Consider the following 18,581-nt stretch of genomic DNA (forward strand, 5'->3'; position numbering starts at 1 on the left):
CCGAGGGCCCTCAAACCGGGATGGGCGCGCCGTTGACGATCCACGGTGTGCCGAACCGGTCGACCAGCATGCCCCAGCGTTGGGCCCAGAAGGCGGGCTGCATGGACATGGTGACCTGGCCACCGACGGCCAGCGCGTTGAAAACCTTCTCCGCCTGCGCCGTGTCCTCGTAATCGACCGTGATGGACACCCCCTTGATGCCCTCATAAGGCAAGTGCTCGGGGCAGTCGCCTGCGAACAGCGTGCCACCCCCAGGCAACACCAGCCGGGCATGGAGAATGCGGTGGGCCGATGCCTTGGGAATGTGCTCGGCCATGGGAGAGTCGGCACCGCTCATCAGCACTTCCAGTGTGCCACCCAGGGCCTGCTCGTAAAAACGCATGGCCTCTGCGCACTGGCCGTTGAATGAGAGGTAGGCGATGGCTTGGGTCATGCGGGTCTCCGGTGTCCGATGGGTGCCCATGATTGTCTGACAGTGGCAACCGGCTGGGAAGTGGGGTGGGGCAGCGCACGGACCCTGTCCAGCGTCGGCCACAAACTGGAACCCACTTTCAACGTCGACCGTGGCAGAGCCTGCCCCACCGGTCCAACAAGGTTTCAGATGCCCCGGAAGCCCCCTCACCCCGCGTCGCCGTTCCACTGCCCCGCCCGTGGCGGGCGGCGGGGCCCGACCCGGTGATGGTCCAGGCGACCCGCGACCTCGAGGCGGGACAGGTCGACACCGACATGCGGGCCACACCGGGTTTGGATGCCAAACGTCGCACCCTTGGAGCGCCGACCTTAGGTGCGCACTGTGGCCACGATCTGAATCGCCTTGTTGGCCAGGTAGCGCCGGTATTCGGCGATGGGCATGGCGGCCGACCCGTGGGAGTCGCCCTCCGACCAACTGATGGTCACGTCCAGCGGGTTTTCGTCCACCTCGCAAGGCCCGGGGCGGATGGTGATGTTGGCGCCTTCGCCGGCCCGGTATTCGACCGTCCCGCTGATCACGGCGCTTCGGCTCATGGCCGGACGCTGACTTGGCCCCGGACTTCGCCATCCGGGTGGGCGGCGGTGTGCAGGTTCAGGTACCACTTGCCAGCCACCAGGTCGGCGGCCTGGGCCGCGGTCAGGGTGGCGCGCCCGGTGATGGGGCTGCCTGTGGAGCCGGTCACATCCAGGGACACACCGGAGTTCTGGTTGGCCATGGCCGGGCCGTGAAAGTGGGCCTTGGTCACCGGGCCGCTCAGCCCGGCATGAACAATGCGCCAGGACAAGACATGGGTGTCGGGCGTCAGGGTCGCTTCGACCCTGCCGGTGGCCGAGGTCATGACCGCAGGCACCTCGCTGGCACCGGTCAAGGGCGCCGTCAGCGACATGTTGGGTGCAGCCCAACTGGGCAGGCTGAAAGCCCCCAGGCTCAGCACAGAGGCGACGGTGAGGTGGCGAAGCAGGTGGTTTTTCATCGGGGGTTCCAGTCGAGGCGGGTGGGGCTTGTGCAGGCCAATCGGCGGTATCTTGCGATGGCTGGCAGCGGCCGTCTGTGCGTTATCGAACGCCCAGCCCAGAGGCAGGTCCGTGGGCGAGCGCACAGTGAGACCGCGTTATCTGGCCCAAGCTGAGGCCAGCGTCAAACCGGCGCTGCGCCGTGCGTTGACCCCTCGGCATCCATTGGTTTGAAGGCGGGCCTGGGCCGCCGCAGGCCACCACATGAGACTGACACATGAAAACGACCACCCAGTCCAGCGCCGCGTTTGCCCATGTGGCCAAGCTGATCGAGGGCATTCCAATCGGCATGCTGACCACCATCGAATCCGACGGCAGCCTGGCCAGCCGGCCCATGGCCGCGTTGGAGATGGACGAGCAGGGCGCCCTCTGGTTCTTCACCGACTGGCGTTCTTCGAAAGTCGAGCACCTGGCCGCGGTGAACCTGGGATTCAGCGACATGAACCACGGCACCTACGTGTCTTTGTCGGGGCGTGGCGAGATTCACACCGACTTCGGGCGTATCCGGCACCTGTGGACAACCTTCACCAAGCCCTGGTTTCCCGACGGCCCGGACTCGCCCCATCTGGCGGTGCTGAAGTTCATTCCCCAGGCCGCCGACTACTGGGACGCGCCCAACAGCAAAATGGTGCGGGTGTTGGGGGCGCTGGCCTCGGTGGTGGCGGGCCGTCCCATCGGCATGGGAGTGCAGGGCTCTTACACCGGTTTGTCACCCATCGGACCGATTTCCGGCATCACTTAGTGAGGGGTACGCCGATATCCCGCCGCCGGCCCAATCAGCAGGCGGTCGTACTCGCGCTTGACCACGCCATAACATTCGCAACTGCGCCGCTCAAGGCGCGCGCGGTCACATACACGGACCTCTCCGTTCTCGTAGGTGATGAGGCCCTCGGCCTGGAGCTTTTCCATGCTGTCCTTCATGGTTGCCACCAAGGTACCTAGCATGTTGGCAATGAGCTTGTCCGTCATGACGATCTCCACACCCTCACAGCGATCCAGCGTCAGCAGAAACCACCTGCACAATTGTTCGTCGAGTGCGTGGTGTTTGTTGCAGGCGGCGGTTTGGGTCATCTGGGTCACCAGAGCCTGAGTGAACCGCAAAAACAGGTGTAACGCCGGTATGTTGGTTTCTAGCGCCTGCGTCAGCAGGGACGCACTCAGGCGGAAACCTTCGCCCGAATTTTGGACCAGCGCCCGTCCAATGGTAGAGCCACCGCCCAGCAGCAGAGGCAGAACCACCAGGCCATCGTTGCCGATCACGGCGATCTCGGCCGACGCACCGTTCTTCATCACGTACAGCAGGGATACGACAGAGGTGGTGGGGAAATGCACGTGGCTCAAGGTGATGCCAGACTCGTACAACACCTGACCCAAAGGCATGTGGACCGGCTCCAGGTGTGGCGACCAGTGCGCAAACACCTCGTCTGGCAAGGCGGCGAGCAAGCGGTTTTTTTTCTGCCTGTGAGTGAAGTCCATAGGACTACAGTAATCCACTTGGTTTGAGCTGTCTGTGCGGTGGGCAGCGGAGGAAACTGGCCAACTGCTGGGTTTAGTCAGCGCCGGGGTTTGCCTTGTCTTCTGCTGGAGCAACGTCGCCGATGGGTTAAAAGACGTCCGCAGTGGCACGCCTTAAGTGGGGTTGCCTGCATGAATTCCCCGGCCTGAAATTGGCATCCGCCGAGGCTTTCGCACGCGAAAAAAAGCCCGGCGATCATGGCACTGTCTGTCGAGCCGGCGCTCCGCTCGGGCGCCGCTGGCGTTACCAACGGCCATTGTGCAACATCCCTGCGCCTCCCCCATAGGGGCAGGGTCAGCGCACCGCGCTTGGTGTGGTATCTAGCCCGAGCAGGAATTCCACCATCTGCTCGCGTTGTCTGGGGTCGCTGACATAGAACGGGTGCGGTGCGGTGGCCCCGCGGACCGGGTCCAACAGCGTCTCTATCGTGGGTACTGAGTTGTCGTGCAGAAAGTTGGGTTTGCGGGCCAGGTCCAGCAACAGCGGCATGGCCGTGCCTCGAACGTCGCCACGCAGGCTCGCGTTCACAACCGCCATCTTGTCGTCAAAAAAGCTCTCAACCGTGTTGAGTACTGGATTGAGCGGCGCATCGCGCTTTGCCAGTAAGGTGACTGGGTTGTCGCCGGGAAAGATGGTTTTCATTGGCACCATGAATGCAGGCACTGCTCTTGCCTGATCGACGTTGTGGCAACTGGCGCATTGGTTGCGGAACAGCACCCGTCCAGCGGTCGCATCCGCCACATTCTTCACGACCCCAGGCGGCGCCTGAAGGCTGTTGAGGTAACCATTCATGTCGAGCAGTTTCTGATTGTCCACCCGCAAGCCAATTGGGGCCTCTTCGCTGCCTGGCATGGGATGTGGTTTTGCTTTGACATACGGATAGCCGGTGACGCCAGTCGCTTTCAAAACCTTGATGTAGCCATCCACAATTTCATTGCCTGCGGCCTTGCCGCCCAACTTCTGCATGAACGCCCGCCCGCCCGGGGTCGTCAACAGGGTCGGGTCGAAGAGGGATGTGTAGACCAAGTTGCTGAAGTTGTCCAAACGGGCAATCGCGCCCTCGGTGCCCCATGGAGCGGCCAGGTCTGTTCGAAACAGCGCGGAGTTGTGCATGGGATCACCGTTGCCGTCCACCGTGTCGTCGAAGGTTCCTGTAGGGTAGTAAGCCGGATTGCTTAAGTAGGCATCAACCTCCGCTTCGGTAGACAGGGGTGTCAAGCCAGTCGGCGCACGGCCCAGCGTTTTGCCGCCGTTGGCGACCAACGCCAATTGCAGTGCCGGATAGAGCGCCCGCGAATTCAGTGCAGTCGCGGCGATGGCCCCAAAATTGAGATTGTGCGCAGCGCGACCGTCGAGCCGTTTGCCAATTGAGCCACCGTGGGCCATGTCGAGTACCGAGGCATCTGTGATCGTGTGACACAGCGCGCAAGAGACACCTATTTTGGACTGTCGCGTGACGCCCATCATCGGGTTGTTGTTGGTGTTTTTCGCAACCATGCCGATGATGGCGTTGGCGTTTAGCAGTTGAAGGGTGGTGGCTGGGTCGTTGAGCAGTGGAGCATTTTTTGGACTCAAGTCCGTCTTGGCTTCGGCTGCAATGTCGCGAGACGTTGCGGCATCCAGGGCATCGCTGTCCACGCTCAAGCCGAGCTGCAAAGCCTGCAATGGCGTCAGTTTGACGGCCAGGATGCCTTGGGGCAGACGCAGTGCATCTGTGAAAAACCCTTCATTGCCGAAGGTTTCGAAACGAAACACTTGCTTGCCTGACTCGTTGTTGCCGGTTTGGTGCACAACCGGCGCGCCCTGGTTGCCCGGACCATCGCTGCCAATGGGCAGACTGCCTGGGACAGCGGCGGGCGGATTCACCTGGGACCTGTCGCTGCTGCATCCCACGACGAGTGCGGTGGTCAATCCAGCCATGATCGTACCCAGAAGCAAGCCGTGAATATTGTTGAATTGCATAAACGATTCCTTTTTGAATAAAGCTCATCTAGCCATACAACAAGTCAAGGCTTGGGAATAAACATGTGGGTGAATGGTGATTTTTATGATCTCGTCCTGGGAAGTCTGTGCGGCAAGAAACATGGCGGAGTGCGATCCGACATGTGAGACGCCAGACTGGTTGCGTGCAAAAGGGGAGTGCAACCATGGACTGGTCCGCGGTAGTTCAAGCACCACAAACCATTCTGGATTGAAACCATGGCCGATGCGTGGAGCGGGTGCTGGGCCTACCCCGCTTCGCCTCGATGCGTTGAAAGGTCCGACTGGATTGACGCCACGCGCTCTTGACTGAGGGTGAGGGTGACTGCGTCATCCGGGCGATCAGGGCAGACCGCTTGGCCTCTTCCACCGTCACCTCGATGGGCGCTATCCAAGCGGCGGGTAAGAAGACGGTGTAACCGCCATCGACGGCCTTGTAGGCCTTGGCCTCGGGCTTGAGGGTTTTGACCTTGGCATCGGTGAGCCCATTGGATTTTCCGGCTTTATTGGCCTGGGATGGGGTGGTCTCTGCGTTCACAGTCGCTTCCGTGGGCAGAGTGGGAGAAATATCCCAGCTGCTTCGGCCCGATACCCCCGAAGAGATCCCCATCAGGGGTTGGCTGGCAACGGATGCTGTTGGACGTCAGAAAACAAAAAAGCCCCGTGGATAGGGGCTCTTAGGAGGTCTCTAGGACTTCTTGGGAAGCTCTGAAACCTTGTCTTGGCGGAGAGGGCGGGATTCGAACCCGCGGTGGGGATTAGCCCACACACGCTTTCCAGGCGTGCGACTTAAACCGCTCATCCACCTCTCCGAAGCCCATGATTGTATCAGTGCAATGGGCTGCGAAGCGGCAGGGCGTGGGCTTGCAGGTCTTGAAGGCTCACAAATTCCAGCGCGCGGGCGTGGGTGCACTCCAGCACCACCGGCGGCGCCACGCCCGCGGCCAGCGCTTCCTTCCAGCGGTTGGCGCACAAGCACCAGCGGTCGCCGGGTTTCAGGCCGGGAAAGCGCCACTCCGGGTGGGCGGTGACGAGGTCGTTGCCGCGGGCCAGCGAGTACTGCAGAAATTCCTGGGTGACGCGAGCACACACCACGTGGCTGCCGTGGTCGTGTTCGTCGGTGCTGCAGCAGCCGTCGCGGAAAAAGCCGGTCAGCGGGTCGTAGGAGCACGGAACGAGTTCGGTGCCCAGCACGTTCAGGGCCATGTCAGGGGGCTTTCGTGGGGGTGGTGGAGGGACCTTTGAGCATGGTCATCGCCGACATGATGAGGCCGGACACCTGGCCCATGTCGTTGGGCACGATCAATGTGGTTTTGGATTCGGCCGCCACCTTGCTGAAAGCGTCCACCGCACGCTCGGCCACTTTGAGCTGCACCGCCTGCTCGCCGCCCGGCTGCTGGATGGCGGCGGCGATGCGGGCAATGGCCTCGGCGGTGGCGTCGGCCACCGTGGTGATGGCGGCGGCGTCGCCCAAGGCCTTGTTGATGGCGGCCTGCTTCTCGCCTTCCGAGCGGGCGATGAAGGCCTCGCGCTCGCCGGTGGCGATGTTGATCTGCTCCTGGCGCCGGCCCTCGGAGGCGGCGATCAGCGCGCGTTTCTCGCGCTCGGCGGTGATTTGCGACTGCATCGCGTGCAGGATTTCCTTGGGCGGCGTCAGGTCCTTGATCTCGTAGCGCAGCACCTTCACGCCCCAGTTCAGCGCCGCCTCGTCAATCGCCGCCACCACCTGGGCGTTGATGATGTCGCGCTCCTCGAAGGTCTTGTCCAGCTCCAGCTTGCCGATCACGCTGCGCAGCGAGGTCTGGGCCAGCTGCGAGATGGCCATGATGTAGTTGGACGAACCGTAGCTGGCACGCATCGCGTCGGTCACCTGAAAGTACAGGATCCCGTCCACCTGCAGTTGGGTGTTGTCGCGGGTGATGCAGACCTGGCTGGGCACGTCGAGCGGAATCTCCTTCAGGCTGTGTTTGTAGGCCACCCGGTCAACAAAGGGGATGATGAACTTCAGACCCGGCGTCAGCGTGCGGTCGTACTTGCCCAGCCGCTCCACCACCCAGGCGTTTTGCTGCGGCACGATCTTGAAGGTGCGGACGATGAAGATGACGACGATGACCGCCAGAACGAGTGCGATTTCCATGGTGTTGTTGTGCTTTCGGTGAGAGGGTTCGGGATCAGGGGGCCGGTGCCAGCACCAGCGTGTTGCCATTCAGTGCCACCACCACATGGCGGCCCGGCGACGGGGTGGTGCCCGGCTGCAGGCGAGCTTGCCACTGGGCGCCGCGGTAATGCACCTGGGCCAGGCCATCGGCATCCCAGGCCACCACCTGCACCTGGCCGCCGATGTCCATGTGCACATCGCGGTTGGCGTCGGCGGCGGCGTCTTTCGGGTGGCGGCTGCGTTGCAAATGCCAGGCCACGGTGCACAGCCCACCCACCACCGCCGCCAGCGCGATCTGGGCGGTGCTGCCCAGCCCCAGGTGGGCCGCCACCGCACCAGCCGCCAGGCCAATGGCCACCATCAGCAGGTAAAAGGTGCCGGTGAGCAGCTCCACCCCCACCGCCCCGCCAGCCAGCAACCACCACAGCGTTGAATTCGCCATCGAGTCTCCAAATGTCCAATCGTCACCACATTTTGGGACAAATGGGGGGATGGACAAAGTTTCCGTCACCTGAATTCCTTACACTTCGCGGCTACTTGTCGTCTTTGTCACCGTTCCGCGCGGCCTGCGCTCCGAGGTTTGCATGAAATTTCGCTTCCCCATTGTCATCATCGACGAAGACTTCCGCTCCGAGAACACCTCGGGCCTGGGCATTCGCGCACTGGCCCAGGCCATCGAAGGCGAGGGCCTGGAGGTGCTGGGCGTCACCAGCTACGGCGACCTGAGCCAGTTCGCCCAGCAGCAAAGCCGGGCCAGCGCCTTCATTCTGTCGATCGATGACGAGGAATTCACCCCCGGCCCCGACCTCGACCCGGCGGTGCTGAACCTGCGCCATTTCATCGAAGAGGTGCGTCGCAAAAACCTCGACGTGCCGATTTACGTCTACGGCGAAACCAAGACCTCGCGCCACATTCCCAACGACATCCTGCGCGAACTGCACGGCTTCATCCACATGTTCGAGGACACGCCGGAGTTCGTGGCCCGCCACATCGTGCGCGAGGCCAAGAACTACCTGGAAGGTGTGCAGCCGCCGTTCTTCAAGGCCTTGCTCGACTACGCGGAAGACGGTTCCTACTCCTGGCATTGCCCCGGCCATTCGGGTGGGGTGGCGTTTCTCAAAAGCCCGGTGGGCCAGATGTTCCACCAGTTCTTCGGCGAGAACATGCTGCGCGCCGACGTCTGCAACGCGGTGGAAGAGCTGGGCCAGCTGCTGGACCACGACGGTGCCATCGGCGCCAGCGAGCGCAACGCCGCCCGCATCTTCAACGCTGACCACTGCTTTTTTGTGACCAACGGCACCAGCACCTCCAACAAGATGGTCTGGCACCACACCGTGGCGCCAGACGACGTGGTGGTGGTCGACCGCAACTGCCACAAGAGCGTGCTGCACGCCATCATCATGACCGGCGCGGTGCCGGTGTTTCTGAAGCCCACCCGCAACCACTTCGGCATCATCGGCCCCATTCCGAAGAGCGAGTTCGAGCCGGCCGCCATCAAGGCCAAGATCAAGGCCAACCCGCTGCTCAAGGGCGTGGACGCCAACCAGGTCAAGCCGCGGGTGCTGACCTTGACGCAGTCGACCTACGACGGCGTGCTTTACAACACCGAGACGGTGAAGTCCATGCTCGACGGCTATGTGGAGAACCTGCACTTCGACGAAGCCTGGCTGCCGCACGCGGCCTTTCACCCCTTCTATGGCAGCTACCACGCCATGGGCAAGAAGCGGGTGCGGCCCAAACACGCCGTGGTGTACTCCACCCAGTCCATCCACAAGCTGCTGGCCGGCATCAGCCAGGCCAGCCATGTGCTGGTGCAGGACTCACAAACCGTCAAGCTGGACCGCCACCTCTTCAACGAGGCCTATTTGATGCACACCAGCACCAGCCCGCAGTACAGCATCATCGCCAGCTGCGATGTGGCCGCGGCCATGATGGAGCCGCCCGGCGGTACCGCGCTGGTGGAGGAGAGCATTGCCGAGGCGCTGGACTTCCGCCGCGCCATGCGCAAGATCGACGACGAGTACGGTGACGACTGGTGGTTCAAGGTCTGGGGCCCCGAGAAGCTGGTCGACGAAGGGGTGGGCCGCGCCGACGACTGGGTCATCAAGGGCGAAACCAAGAACAGCAAGGCCGGCACCAACTGGCACGGCTTTGGCAAGATGGCCGCCGGCTTCAACATGCTGGACCCCATCAAGGCCACCATCGTCACCCCCGGCATGGATCTGAACGGCAAGTTCGCCAAGACCGGTATCCCGGCCAGCATCGTCACCAAGTTCCTCGCCGAGCACGGCGTGGTGGTGGAGAAGACTGGCCTGTACAGTTTCTTCATCATGTTCACCATCGGCATCACCAAGGGCCGCTGGAACAGCATGCTGACCGCGCTGCAGCAGTTCAAGGACGACTACGCCAAGAACCAACCGATGTGGCGTGTGCTGCCCGAGTTTGTGCAAAAGCACCCGCGCTACGAGAAGATGGGCCTGGCCGACCTGTGCCAGCATGTGCACGCTTTGTACGCCAAGTACGACATCGCCCGCCTGACCACCGACATGTATTTGAGTGACCTGACGCCCGCGATGAAGCCCAGCGACGCTTATGCCCACATTGCGCTGCGCAAGACCGAGCGGGTGGAGATCGACCACCTGGAAGGCCGCGTCACCGTGGGCCTGGTCACGCCCTACCCACCGGGCATTCCGCTGCTGATTCCAGGCGAGGTGTTCAACAAGAAGATCGTCGACTACCTGAAGTTCTCGCGCGAGTTCAACGCCCAGTGCCCCGGCTTCGAGACCGACATCCACGGCCTGGTGGAAGAGGAAGACGCCAACGGCAAGAAGCATTACTACGCCGACTGCGTGAAGGTCTGAGCGCCTTCAGGCAAGTGATTGACCGAACGAAAACGGCGCCTTCAAGGCGCCGTTTTTTCATCGTTGGCCCGGCGTGACCGGGGTGCTCAGAGGTCGCTGAAGTCGCCGTGCCGGCCCTTGCCACCCTTGAAGCGGCCAGCGCCACCCACGCCTTCGCCGGCCAGGCAGTCCAACCCGTTGTACCACTCGCGCTGCATTGCGTCGCGCACCGGCAGGCCATGCTGCAACAGCACCGAGCGGCGGTCGGCCTGCACGCAGGCCTGGGGAAAACGGGCAATCTGGGCCGCCATCAGCTCCGCCGCGGCGCGGGCCTGGCCATGCGGCACCACCTGTTCGCAGGCGCCGATGCGCAGCGCTTCCTCGGCCAGCACCGGGCGGCCGGTGAGGATGATCTCCATGGCCCGGCCCTGGCCCACCAGCCGAGGCAGGCGCACCGTGCCACCGTCCAGCAGCGGAATGCCCCAGCGCCGGCAGTACACACCGAAATAGGCGTCTTCCGCCATCACCCGGATGTCGCACCACAGCGCCAGCTCGAAGCCACCGGCCACCGCCGGACCTTCCACCGCGGCGATCACCGGCTTGCCCAGGTCCAGCCGGGTTGGGCCCAGCGGGCCGCGTGGCGCCTCGGCGGTGTTGTCAAAGGGGTAGTCGATGTCTTTCAGTGGCCGGTCGGAGCCGGTCAGCGTGCTGGCGTACTTGAGGTCCCAGCCGGCGCAGAAGGCCCCGCCTTCCCCCCACAGTACCGCCACATGGGCGGTGGGGTCGGCGTCAAAGGTTTTGAAGGCCGCCACCAGCGCGTCGGCGCTGTCCGGGTCCATCGCGTTGCGGGCTTCCTCAAACCGGCTGTGGACGATGGTCCAGACCGCGCCGTTCTTCTCGATGCGCACCATGGCAAGCCTCCGGTAAGGGGTTGAAGACGTTCAGGCGGTTTCGGTTTCGGCGATGCCACCCACCACATGGCTGAAGCCGCCATCCACGTAGGTGATCTCGGCGGTCACGCCGCCAGCCAGGTCGCTCATCAAAAACGCGGCCACGTTGCCCACGTCCTCGATGGTCACGTTGCGGCGGATGGGCGAGGCCGCGGCCACCACGCTGAGGATCTTGCCAAAGCCCTTGATGCCGCTGGCGGCCAGGGTTTTGATGGGGCCGGCCGAGATGCCGTTGACCCGCATGCCTTTGGGGCCCAGCGATTCGGCGAGGTAACGCACCGAGGCTTCCAGCGAGGCCTTGGCCAGGCCCATGGTGTTGTAGTTGGGCACGGTGCGGATGGCGCCCAGGTAGGTCAGCGTCAGCAGCGCGGCTTTGGGGTTCAGGTAGGGCAGGGCGGCCTTGGCCATGGCCGGGAAACTGTAGGCGCTGATGTCGTGTGCCACCTTGAAGCCCTCGCGGCTCAAGCCGTCGAGGAAATCACCGGCGATCGCCTCGCGCGGCGCGTAGCCGATGCTGTGCACAAAGCCGTCAAAGGTCGGCCAGTGGGCCGACAGGTCGCTGAAGAGCTTTTCAATCTGCGCGTCGTCGCCGACATCGCAGTCGAAGATCAGCGTGGAATTGAAGTCGGCCGCGAACTCGGTGATGCGGTCCTTGAAGCGCTCGCCCACGTAGCTGAAGGCCAGTTCGGCACCCTGTGCGTGGCAGGCCTTGGCAATGCCGTAGGCGATGGAGCGGTTGCTCAACACGCCGGTGATCAACAATTTTTTGCCGCTGAGAAAACCCATGAATCTGTCTCCGAGAAAAACTGTGCAGAATTGTCGCATGCGTGGTTTGTTGCTGGTCGGTCTGTGGTGCTGGGTGTTTCCGTCGTGGGCCGGCCATGGCTATGCGCTGTGGGGTGAGCTGAAATACCCGCCCAACTTCACGCAATTCGACTACGTGCGGGCCGACGCGCCCAAGGGCGGCGAGATCCGTTTGGTGAGCAACCAGCGCGCCTCCACCTTCGACAAGTACAACCCCTTCACCATCAAGGGCTCGGCCCCGGCTTACCTGTCCAACCTGATGTTCGACTCGCTGCTGACCGGCGCGCTCGACGAGGCCGGGGCCGGTTACGGCCTGCTGGCCGAGGACGTGACGGTGGCGCCCGATGGCCTGAGCGCCACCTTCCGTCTGCGCCCCCAGGCCCGTTTCCACAATGGCGACGCGGTGCTGGCCGCAGACGTGAAGCACAGCTACGACACCTTGGTGGGCCCCTTCACCTCACCGGCCTTAAAGACCCTGCTGGACGAGGTGGCCGGGCTCGATGTGCTGGACGAGCGCACCGTGCGCTACCGCTTCAAAAAGCCCAACCGCGAGCTGCCGCTCACCGTCGGGGGTCTGCCGGTGTTCAGCCAGAAATGGGGGATGGAGAACGGCAAGGCCAAACCGTTCGACCAGGTGGTCACTGACATCCCGCTTGGCAGTGGCCCGTACAAAATCGGCCCGGTGCGTTTCGGCAAGGACATCACCTACGTGCGCGACCCCGGCTACTGGGCCAAGGACCTGCCGGTCAAGCGCGGCAGCGACAACTTCGACCGCATCACCGTCAAGATCTACAAGGACAACACCGCCCGGCTGGAGGCGCTGAAGGCCGGCGAGTTCGACCTGATGCGATTCTTCTCGGCCGGCGACTGGGCGCGCCGCGTCAACGGCAAACGGTTTGACACTGGCGAGTTGGTCAAGGGCGAGTTCCAACACCGCCTGCCCTCGGGCTTTCAGAGCTATGTGCTCAACACCCGGCGACCCCAGTTCAAGGACGTCCGGGTGCGGCAGGCGCTGGGCCTGGCACTGGACTACGAGTGGATGAACCGTCAGATGTTCTACAACGCCTACCAGCGGGTGCAGGGCATCTTCGGCAACACCGACTGCCAGGCCAGCGGTGCGCCCGACGCGGCCGAGCTGGCGCTGCTGCAGCCCTGGCGCGAGGCCGTGCCCTCCGCGGTCTTCGGCCCCATGGCGCAGCCGCCGCGCACCGACGGTGATTCGTCGCTGCGAGCCAACCTGCGGCGGGCCCAGGCGCTGCTGAAAGAGGCCGGCTGGACCTTCCGCGACGGTGCGCTGCGCAACGCGAACAACGAGGCCTTTGTCATCGAGTACCTGGACAGCAACGAAACCGGGGCCCGGGTGGTCACGCCCTGGGCGCGCAACCTGGAGAAGCTGGGCATCCAGTTGAAGTTCCGTCCGGTGGACTTTGCGCTCTACCAGCAGCGGCTGCAGAAGTTCGAATTCGACATCACCACGCTGGCCTACCAGGGCAGCCTGAGCCCAGGCCAGGAGCTGGCCGATCTGTTCGGCAGCAAGGCCGCCGACATGGAGGATTCGGGCAACCACACCGGCTTGAAGAGCCCGGCGGTGGACGCGCTGATCGCCCGCATCACCGCCGCCAAAACCAAGGCCGAGTTGCTGCCCGCCTGCCACGCGCTGGACCGCGTGATCTCGCACAGCCATGTCCTCATTCCGCAGTGGTCGGCCGGCACGCACCGCCTGGCCTACAACGCCTGGCGCCTGGCCGCACCGGCCACCATGCCGCCGTACGCGCCCGGTGAGCTTTGGGCGATTGAAACCTGGTGGAAAAAATGACCCTCCCCCCGAAACGGCCTGCGGCCGTCTCCCCCCAGGGGGCGTCGCCAGCGGCCCGGCCAAGCCGGTTCCACGGCGACCTGGCATGGAACACAAGGCACTGACATGGCGGTTTACATCCTCAAACGGCTGTTGCTGATGGTGCCCACGCTGCTGGGCGTGCTGCTGCTGACTTTTGTGGTGGTGCAGTTCGTGCCCGGCGGCCCGGTGGAGCAGTACATGGCCGAGGCCAAGGCCGGCTCGGGCAGCGGGGCCGAGGGCGGGGGCTTAAGCTACCGTGGCGCCCAAGGGGTGGACCCCAAGCGGCTGGCGCAGATCAAGGCGCTGTACGGCTTCGACAAGCCGGCCCACGAGCGCTTCTTCCAGATGCTGGGCCAGTTTGCCCGCTTCGATCTGGGCAAGAGTTTTTTCCAGAACAAGGACGTGGCCCAACTGGTGTGGGAGAAATTGCCGGTGTCCATCAGCCTGGGGCTGTGGACCTTTTTCATCAGCTATTTGATTGCCGTGCCGCTGGGTGTGGCCAAGGCGGTGCGGGCCGGCTCGCGGTTTGACCTGGTGACCACCCTGCTGGTGCTGGTGGGTTATGCCATTCCCGGCTTTGTGCTGGGCGTGGCGCTGCTGGTGGTGTTTGGCGGCCAGCTGCAGTGGTTCCCGCTGCGTGGGCTCACCTCCAGCAACTGGGAAGAACTCAGCTGGGCCGCCCGCGTCACCGACTACCTGTGGCACATCGCGCTGCCGGTCACCGCCATGGTGCTGGGCAGCTTTGCCGTGACCGCCATGCTGACCAAGAACGCCTTTCTGGAAGAGATCCGCAAGCAGTACGTGGTGACGGCCCGCGCCAAGGGCCTGGGTGAGCGCCAGGTGCTGTGGAAGCATGTGATGCGCAACGCGCTGATCCCCATCGTCACCGGTTTTCCGGCGGCTTTTGTCGGCGCCTTTTTCACCGGCTCGCTGCTGATCGAAACCCTGTTCTCGCTCGACGGCCTGGGCCTGCTGAGCTACGAGAGCGTGATCCGCCGCGACTACCCCGTGGTGCTGGGCACGCTCTATCTGTTCACGCTGATCGGCCTGGTGACCAAGCTGATTTCCGACCTCTGCTACGTGTGGGTCGATCCCCGCGTGAAGTTCGACTGAAGCCATGCCCACCGTTTCACCTTCACCGGGTCGCCGTGCCTGGCAGCGCTTCAAACGCAACCAGCTGGGCTACCGCAGCCTGGTCATTTTCTGTGTGCTGGTGCTGCTGAGCCTGGCGGCCGAACTGGTGTCCAACGACAAGCCGTTGCTGGTCCGTTACGAGGGCAGCACCTATGTGCCCCTGCTGCGCGATTACCCCGAGACCACCTTTGGCGGCGACTTTGCCGCCCCCACCGACTACCTCGACCCCTTCATCCGCGAGCGGCTGGCCCAACCCGGCAACTGGGCGTTGTTTGCGCCCAACCCCTATGGCCCCAAGACGCTGAACTACTTTGCCAAGGCGCCCAACCCCTCGCCACCGTCCCGTGACAACCTGCTGGGCACCGACGACCGCGGCCGCGACCTGCTGGCCCAGCTGATCTACGGCTTCCGCGTCAGTGTGCTGTTCGCGCTGGCGCTCACCGCGGTGGGCGTGGTGCTGGGCATCGTCACCGGCGCCATCCAGGGCTTTTTTGGCGGCAAGACCGACCTGGCCTTCCAGCGCTTCATCGAGATCTGGGGCTCCATGCCCGAGCTGTATTTGCTCATCATCTTCAGCGCGGTGTTTGCGCCCAGCATCTCGCTGCTGCTGGTGCTGCTGAGCCTGTTCGGCTGGATGGGCCTGAGCGACTACGTGCGGGCCGAGTTTTTGCGCAACCGCCAGCTCGACTACGTGCGCGCCGCCCGCGCCCTGGGGGTGGGCAACTGGCAAATCATCCGCCGCCATGTGCTGCCCAACAGCCTGACGCCGGTGGTGACCTTTCTGCCCTTCCGCATGAGCGGCGCCATCCTGGCGCTGACCTCGCTGGACTTTCTGGGCCTGGGTGTGCCACCGGGCACCCCCAGCCTGGGTGAGCTGCTGTCGCAGGGCAAGAACAACATCGACGCCTGGTGGATCTCGCTGTCCACCTTCGTGGTGCTGGTGATCACGCTGCTGTTGCTGACCTTCATGGGCGACGCGCTGCGCGATGCGCTCGATCCACGAAAGGCCGAGCAATGATGGCCCCCACGCTCGGCACTGGCGTGTCCTCGCTGCCCCTGTCCGGGGGAGGGGTCCCGGATTCACCGGTCCCGGGGGCCGCTCGCCCGCCTTGGGGCGGCCCGGCGGCGTGCGGCACCCCTTTGCTGGATGTCCAAGGCCTGCGGGTCGCCTTCAACGGCAAGGCCGTGGTTCATGGCATCGACTTCCAGGTCGCGCCCGGCGAAAAGCTGGCGCTGGTGGGCGAGTCCGGCTCGGGCAAGACCGTCACGGCGCTGAGCCTGCTGCGGCTGGTGCAAAACGCCGAGCTGTCCGGCCAGGCGCTGTTTGGTGGCCGTGACCTGCTGGGCTTGAACGAACGCGAACTGCGCGGCGTCCGCGGTGCCGAGATCGCGATGATTTTCCAGGAGCCCATGACGGCGCTGAACCCGCTGTTCAGCGTGGGCGAGCAGATCGCCGAGGTCTTGTTGCTCAAGCAGGGGCTGAGTGTGGCCCAGGCCCGCGACCACGCGGTGGAGTTGCTGGCCAGCACCGGTGTGCCCGAGCCGCGGCGCCGGGCCTCGGCCTTCCCGCACCAGCTCTCCGGTGGCCAGCGCCAGCGCGCGATGATCGCCATGGCCCTGGCCTGCAAACCGCAGCTGCTGTTGGCCGACGAGCCCACCACCGCGCTGGACGTGACGCTGCGTGTGCAGATCCTGGACCTGCTGAGCGAGCTGCAGCGCCAGACCGGCATGGCGGTGCTGATGATCACCCACGACCTCAACCTGGTGCGCCGCTTTGCCGACCGGGTGGCGGTGATGGAGCAGGGCCACATCGTCGAGCAGGGCGCGGTGGCCGAGGTGTTCGCCACGCCGCAGCACGCCTACACCCGCAAGCTGATCGACAGCCGGCCCACCCGCGAGGTGCCGGTGGTGGCGGCGGATGCCGCCACCGTGGCCCAGGGCCAGGGCGTGCGGGTCAGCTACGCCGTGCCCAAGCCCGGCCTGGCCGGCTGGTTTGGCAAGAACGCTTTTGTGGCGGTGCAGGGCGCCGATTTCCGCCTGGCCCATGGCGAAACCCTGGGTGTGGTGGGCGAGTCGGGCTCGGGCAAGTCCACGCTGGCGCTGGCCGCGCTGGGCCTGTTGCCGTTTGACGGCCAGCTGCAGGTGGTGGGCGCCGCCTGGGGCCGGCAGGCCGCCGGCAACCGCGCCATCCGGCGCCAGGTGCAGGTGGTGTTCCAGGACCCGTTCTCCTCGCTGTCACCCCGCATGACCATCGAGGAGATCGTCGGCGAAGGCCTGCGCGTCCATGCGCCCGAGTTGAACGCTGCCCAGCGCCGCACCCGCGCGGCCCAGGCCCTGGCCGAGGTGGGCATGGACGAGGCCCAGTTTCCCGGCCTGCTGCAGCGCTACCCGCACGAGTTCTCCGGTGGCCAGCGCCAGCGCATCGCCATCGCCCGGGCCCTGATCGTCGAGCCCCAGCTGCTGGTGCTGGACGAACCCACCAGTGCGCTGGACGTGACCATCCAGAAGCAGGTGCTGCAGCTGCTGCAGCGGCTGCAGCGCGAACGGGGCTTGAGCTATTTGCTGATCACCCACGACGTGGACGTGATCCGTGCCATGGCCCACCAGGTGCTGGTGATGAAGGACGGTGCCATTGTCGAGTCCGGCACGGTGGACCAGGTGCTGGACACGCCGCAACATGCGTACACCCAGCGGCTCGTTGCCGCCGCCACGGTCGAGTGACGAGGCCTCAGGGCAGGGTGTGCAGCGGGATGTCCTTGGCCACGGCCAGCGCATCGAGCTGCTTGCGGGTTTGTGTGAACAGCCAGTCGGCAATGGTTTTTTTCGTGCTGGGTGCAAACAGCGTCTTGGCGCTGGTGACGGGCACACCCACCGCGGCGCACAGCGAGGCCGCGAAATGCGGCTCCAGCGCCGCCACCGCCACCCGGCCGTTTTTGCAGGGGTAGACCTGGTAGCCCGCATGGGCGCCGCCGATGGCCGAGCCGGGCAGGGTCAGGCCCCAGGCCCGCGGCCGGGCCAGCCAGCGGGCGGCCTCGGACAAGGCCACCTCCAAGAACAGGCCTTTGTCTGTGCCTTGTGTTTTTGCGGCGGCACTGCGCTGCTGTAACACCACCTGCAGCACCGCCTCGCTGGCCATCAGCGCGCCGCCCATGTCGGCGTACAGCGTGGGCGGCAAATCGAGGCCGGTGATCAGGTCGTTGTCGGCCAAATAGGTCAGGTCATGGCCAGGCTCTTCGGCGCGCGCGCCGGGTGCGCCGACGATGGCCACCTGGCTCAGGCCGGGGTATTGCTTGTGCAGCCCTTTCCAGCCCAGGCCCAGCTTGGTCAGTGCCGAGGGGCGGAAGGAGGTCAGCAACACATCGGCCTTGGCCAACTCGCGGTGCAGCACCGCCTGGCCTTTGGTGGATTTGAGGTCGGCGCGCACGGTGCGCACACCGGCGTGCATCTCGGCATAGGTGGTGGCGCTGTAGTGGGCCATGGGGTCGCCCGAGCTGCCCTCGGGTGTGCCCTTGGGTGCGGGCGGTTCCAGCTTGACGCAGGTGGCGCCCATCTGGCGCAGCCGCATCAGCGCGGCCGGGCCGGGCAGGTTGAGGCTGAGGCTGAGCACGCGCACGCCGCGCAAAGGTTTGAAAGAGGTGGCCATGGAGGGGAGTTGGGTGAATGGTTTGCATGCTGGCCAGAGGTCGGCCATGCCTGAAGTGGTGAGCCTACACGCCCAAATGCTTGTCGAGGATGGTGGGGTCTTGGAGAAGTTGTGCCGAAGACCCTTCAAACACCACCTGCCCTTTGACGAGGATGACATTGCGGTCGGTGATCTGGGTGACATGCTTCCAGTTCTTGTCGACGATCACACTGGAGATGCCCGTCTCACGGATCA

Annotated in this window: 18 protein-coding genes, 1 tRNA gene and 1 pseudogene; 6 read left to right on the forward strand and 14 right to left on the reverse strand. The window is 64.5% G+C overall.

The annotated features are described in order from the left end of the window. Nucleotides 1-10: 10 nt before the first annotated feature. The 3 genes from AC4BAR_RS11010 to AC4BAR_RS11020 form a co-directional block, all read right to left on the reverse strand. Nucleotides 11-433 (reverse strand): VOC family protein, encoded by a 423-nt coding sequence (locus AC4BAR_RS11010; protein ID WP_490627895.1) that lies wholly within the window; start codon nt 431-433, stop codon nt 11-13. Nucleotides 434-780: 347 nt separating this feature from the next. Continuing rightward, a complete protein-coding gene (locus tag AC4BAR_RS11015) occupies nt 781-1,005 on the reverse strand; it encodes a hypothetical protein (RefSeq protein ID WP_490627896.1) in 225 nt (74 codons plus the stop codon). Then, a complete protein-coding gene (locus tag AC4BAR_RS11020; RefSeq protein ID WP_490627897.1) occupies nt 1,002-1,445 on the reverse strand; it encodes a CHRD domain-containing protein in 444 nt (147 codons plus the stop codon). Before AC4BAR_RS11020 ends, AC4BAR_RS11015 begins: the two co-directional genes overlap by 4 nt. A 257-nt stretch (nt 1,446-1,702) precedes the next feature. Here AC4BAR_RS11020 and AC4BAR_RS11025 point away from each other — a divergent pair, with 257 nt between their 5' ends. Further along, nucleotides 1,703-2,227 carry a pyridoxamine 5'-phosphate oxidase family protein gene (locus AC4BAR_RS11025; protein ID WP_490627898.1) on the forward strand — a complete coding sequence of 175 codons (525 nt, stop codon included), beginning with the start codon at nt 1,703-1,705 and terminating at the stop codon, nt 2,225-2,227. Here the strand turns inward: AC4BAR_RS11025 and AC4BAR_RS11030 are convergent. The 7 genes from AC4BAR_RS11030 to AC4BAR_RS11060 all read right to left on the reverse strand — a co-directional run bounded on the left by AC4BAR_RS11030 (nt 2,224) and on the right by AC4BAR_RS11060 (nt 7,581). After that, nucleotides 2,224-2,961, reverse strand: coding sequence for a Crp/Fnr family transcriptional regulator (locus AC4BAR_RS11030; protein WP_490627899.1), 738 nt, complete (start codon nt 2,959-2,961; stop codon nt 2,224-2,226). The two genes, AC4BAR_RS11025 and AC4BAR_RS11030, sit on opposite strands and share 4 nt — an antisense overlap. Nucleotides 2,962-3,295: 334 nt before the next feature. Continuing rightward, nucleotides 3,296-4,963, reverse strand: a complete 1,668-nt coding sequence (locus AC4BAR_RS11035) for a hypothetical protein (protein ID WP_490627900.1) — start codon at nt 4,961-4,963, stop codon at nt 3,296-3,298. A 205-nt stretch (nt 4,964-5,168) separates the two neighbouring features. After that, the gene (locus AC4BAR_RS11040) at nt 5,169-5,519 is read right to left on the reverse strand and encodes a hypothetical protein (RefSeq protein ID WP_490627901.1); all 351 of its coding nucleotides are present in this window, start codon (nt 5,517-5,519) and stop codon (nt 5,169-5,171) included. A gap of 184 nt (nt 5,520-5,703) precedes the next feature. Continuing rightward, a tRNA-Ser gene (locus tag AC4BAR_RS11045) sits at nt 5,704-5,793 on the reverse strand. 16 nt (nt 5,794-5,809) lie between these two features. Beyond that, on the reverse strand, nt 5,810-6,187 hold the full coding sequence (locus AC4BAR_RS11050; protein WP_490627902.1) for a DUF2237 family protein: 378 nt from the start codon (nt 6,185-6,187) through the stop codon (nt 5,810-5,812). A 1-nt stretch (nt 6,188) separates the two neighbouring features. Then, complete coding sequence (locus AC4BAR_RS11055; RefSeq protein ID WP_490627903.1) at nt 6,189-7,118, reverse strand: SPFH domain-containing protein; 930 nt, start codon at nt 7,116-7,118, stop codon at nt 6,189-6,191. A 34-nt stretch (nt 7,119-7,152) separates the two neighbouring features. Further along, complete coding sequence (locus AC4BAR_RS11060) at nt 7,153-7,581, reverse strand: NfeD family protein (protein ID WP_490627904.1); 429 nt, start codon at nt 7,579-7,581, stop codon at nt 7,153-7,155. A gap of 142 nt (nt 7,582-7,723) precedes the next feature. Here AC4BAR_RS11060 and AC4BAR_RS11065 point away from each other — a divergent pair, with 142 nt between their 5' ends. Further along, nucleotides 7,724-10,000 (forward strand): Orn/Lys/Arg family decarboxylase, encoded by a 2,277-nt coding sequence (locus AC4BAR_RS11065; protein WP_490627905.1) that lies wholly within the window; start codon nt 7,724-7,726, stop codon nt 9,998-10,000. Nucleotides 10,001-10,086: 86 nt separating this feature from the next. Here the strand turns inward: AC4BAR_RS11065 and AC4BAR_RS11070 are convergent, their stop codons facing one another. Both AC4BAR_RS11070 and fabI read right to left on the reverse strand, forming a co-directional pair. Then, a complete protein-coding gene (locus AC4BAR_RS11070) occupies nt 10,087-10,890 on the reverse strand; it encodes a crotonase/enoyl-CoA hydratase family protein (RefSeq protein WP_490627906.1) in 804 nt (267 codons plus the stop codon). A 30-nt stretch (nt 10,891-10,920) separates the two neighbouring features. Beyond that, complete coding sequence (fabI, locus tag AC4BAR_RS11075; RefSeq protein WP_490627907.1) at nt 10,921-11,715, reverse strand: enoyl-ACP reductase FabI; 795 nt, start codon at nt 11,713-11,715, stop codon at nt 10,921-10,923. 37 nt (nt 11,716-11,752) lie between these two features. On the opposite strand from fabI, the gene AC4BAR_RS11080 reads away from it, so the two are divergent. The 4 genes from AC4BAR_RS11080 to AC4BAR_RS11095 all read left to right on the forward strand — a co-directional run bounded on the left by AC4BAR_RS11080 (nt 11,753) and on the right by AC4BAR_RS11095 (nt 17,425). After that, nucleotides 11,753-13,549: an extracellular solute-binding protein gene (locus AC4BAR_RS11080; protein WP_490627908.1), complete on the forward strand. Its 1,797-nt coding sequence runs from the start codon at nt 11,753-11,755 to the stop codon at nt 13,547-13,549. 105 nt (nt 13,550-13,654) lie between these two features. Further along, on the forward strand, nt 13,655-14,683 hold the full coding sequence (locus AC4BAR_RS11085; protein ID WP_490627909.1) for a microcin C ABC transporter permease YejB: 1,029 nt from the start codon (nt 13,655-13,657) through the stop codon (nt 14,681-14,683). A 4-nt stretch (nt 14,684-14,687) separates the two neighbouring features. After that, a complete protein-coding gene (locus AC4BAR_RS11090; RefSeq protein ID WP_490627910.1) occupies nt 14,688-15,722 on the forward strand; it encodes an ABC transporter permease in 1,035 nt (344 codons plus the stop codon). Next, nucleotides 15,722-17,425 carry an ABC transporter ATP-binding protein gene (locus AC4BAR_RS11095; RefSeq protein ID WP_490627911.1) on the forward strand — a complete coding sequence of 568 codons (1,704 nt, stop codon included), beginning with the start codon at nt 15,722-15,724 and terminating at the stop codon, nt 17,423-17,425. The genes AC4BAR_RS11090 and AC4BAR_RS11095 overlap by 1 nt, the downstream gene beginning before the upstream one ends. 7 nt (nt 17,426-17,432) lie before the next feature. Here AC4BAR_RS11095 and AC4BAR_RS11100 read toward each other — a convergent pair whose 3' ends face one another. Together AC4BAR_RS11100 and AC4BAR_RS11105 are read right to left on the reverse strand one after the other, a co-directional pair. Then, entirely contained in the window at nt 17,433-18,347 is a 915-nt protein-coding gene (locus AC4BAR_RS11100) for a CoA transferase (RefSeq protein ID WP_490627912.1), read from the reverse strand. A gap of 64 nt (nt 18,348-18,411) precedes the next feature. Then, a pseudogene (locus tag AC4BAR_RS11105) lies at nt 18,412-18,581 on the reverse strand (ABC transporter ATP-binding protein); the annotation flags it as partial.

Source organism: Rhodoferax sp. SPJ4 (assembly GCF_058216275.1).

Coding starts and splice junctions, on each gene's coding strand:
- fabI (WP_490627907.1), bottom strand. CDS start 11,715: ATGGGTTTTCTCAGCGGCAAAAAATTGTTGATCACCGGCGTGTTGAGC.
- AC4BAR_RS11055 (WP_490627903.1), bottom strand. CDS start 7,118: ATGGAAATCGCACTCGTTCTGGCGGTCATCGTCGTCATCTTCATCGTC.
- AC4BAR_RS11010 (WP_490627895.1), bottom strand. CDS start 433: ATGACCCAAGCCATCGCCTACCTCTCATTCAACGGCCAGTGCGCAGAG.
- AC4BAR_RS11085 (WP_490627909.1), top strand. CDS start 13,655: ATGGCGGTTTACATCCTCAAACGGCTGTTGCTGATGGTGCCCACGCTG.
- AC4BAR_RS11050 (WP_490627902.1), bottom strand. CDS start 6,187: ATGGCCCTGAACGTGCTGGGCACCGAACTCGTTCCGTGCTCCTACGAC.
- AC4BAR_RS11070 (WP_490627906.1), bottom strand. CDS start 10,890: ATGGTGCGCATCGAGAAGAACGGCGCGGTCTGGACCATCGTCCACAGC.
- AC4BAR_RS11015 (WP_490627896.1), bottom strand. CDS start 1,005: ATGAGCCGAAGCGCCGTGATCAGCGGGACGGTCGAATACCGGGCCGGC.
- AC4BAR_RS11095 (WP_490627911.1), top strand. CDS start 15,722: ATGGCCCCCACGCTCGGCACTGGCGTGTCCTCGCTGCCCCTGTCCGGG.
- AC4BAR_RS11025 (WP_490627898.1), top strand. CDS start 1,703: ATGAAAACGACCACCCAGTCCAGCGCCGCGTTTGCCCATGTGGCCAAG.
- AC4BAR_RS11100 (WP_490627912.1), bottom strand. CDS start 18,347: ATGGCCACCTCTTTCAAACCTTTGCGCGGCGTGCGCGTGCTCAGCCTC.
- AC4BAR_RS11030 (WP_490627899.1), bottom strand. CDS start 2,961: ATGGACTTCACTCACAGGCAGAAAAAAAACCGCTTGCTCGCCGCCTTG.
- AC4BAR_RS11080 (WP_490627908.1), top strand. CDS start 11,753: ATGCGTGGTTTGTTGCTGGTCGGTCTGTGGTGCTGGGTGTTTCCGTCG.
- AC4BAR_RS11065 (WP_490627905.1), top strand. CDS start 7,724: ATGAAATTTCGCTTCCCCATTGTCATCATCGACGAAGACTTCCGCTCC.
- AC4BAR_RS11090 (WP_490627910.1), top strand. CDS start 14,688: ATGCCCACCGTTTCACCTTCACCGGGTCGCCGTGCCTGGCAGCGCTTC.
- AC4BAR_RS11060 (WP_490627904.1), bottom strand. CDS start 7,581: ATGGCGAATTCAACGCTGTGGTGGTTGCTGGCTGGCGGGGCGGTGGGG.
- AC4BAR_RS11035 (WP_490627900.1), bottom strand. CDS start 4,963: ATGCAATTCAACAATATTCACGGCTTGCTTCTGGGTACGATCATGGCT.
- AC4BAR_RS11020 (WP_490627897.1), bottom strand. CDS start 1,445: ATGAAAAACCACCTGCTTCGCCACCTCACCGTCGCCTCTGTGCTGAGC.